2 protein-coding genes are annotated in these 690 nt (G+C 52.3%); one reads left to right on the top strand and one right to left on the bottom strand.

Translation table 11 applies throughout. From position 1 onward, the window contains the following. Positions 1-190, bottom strand: a 190-nt coding sequence (locus AC1RPG_RS07900; RefSeq protein WP_481762453.1) for a phage holin family protein, incomplete at its 3' end; no start/stop codon positions are given. Positions 191-291: 101 nt separating this feature from the next. On the opposite strand from AC1RPG_RS07900, the gene AC1RPG_RS07895 reads away from it, so the two are divergent. Then, positions 292-594 carry a hypothetical protein gene (locus tag AC1RPG_RS07895; protein ID WP_289874084.1) on the top strand — a complete coding sequence of 101 codons (303 nt, stop codon included), beginning with the start codon at positions 292-294 and terminating at the stop codon, positions 592-594. Positions 595-690 lie beyond the last annotated feature (96 nt).

Genomic DNA, 690 nt, shown 5'->3' with positions numbered 1-690 from the left:
GCCACTCACACGCCCAGAAAGTCATGAGTCCTGCGAAGCCTGCGGTGATCAGATCACGTGCGAGTGTCGCGACTCGGAACTGCTGCGAGTTGTTGAGATACTTAACGGCACCTCCGAACAGCGCGAGTCCGAAAACCCACGCATAGGTGCTGATGCTGTACCCGAAAGGGTCTTTGTCGCCTTGAAACATAATTGGCTCTCCGTAGTCTGGCACTCCTAGTAAACCTATGATAAAATTGGGGCGACTCATGAAATTTGGGTCTAGTAAATAGGATGACCAGCGGAGGATTTATGATAGAAGGCGCAAGAGTTTTGTCCCACCAAAGTGTGCTGCACCACATCGATGACCCGCGCGAACTCACGTTGTTCGTTCGTTCCGTAGTGGAAGCGCGGCCCGAGGTCTTCAACAGTATCTGCATCCACGGATTTCGGAAGATCGTGGCTGATTTGGTTGAGGAACTGGACGAGCGGTACGGGCCGGGGCTGACCATCGAGCTGCTGGACGCTCAGGACATGGACAATGAAGCCGACGAATTTACAGACGACATTCTGATGCTCATCACATCGAAACATAACAAGTTCCAACTGCAATGAAAAAGAAAGGACGAATATTCGTCATCGACGGAAATCACGCACTCCATCGTGTCTGGTTCACGTTGCGCACAGGCCGGCCGATCGAAGAGGCACTTC

It is taken from the genome of Dellaglioa sp. CoH-57-MRSF-18, from assembly GCF_056781995.1.
Note: the sequence above shows the minus strand (reverse complement) of the source record. Positions and strands in the feature narration are given on the sequence as shown.

Coding starts and splice junctions, on each gene's coding strand:
- AC1RPG_RS07895 (WP_289874084.1), top strand. CDS start 292: ATGATAGAAGGCGCAAGAGTTTTGTCCCACCAAAGTGTGCTGCACCAC.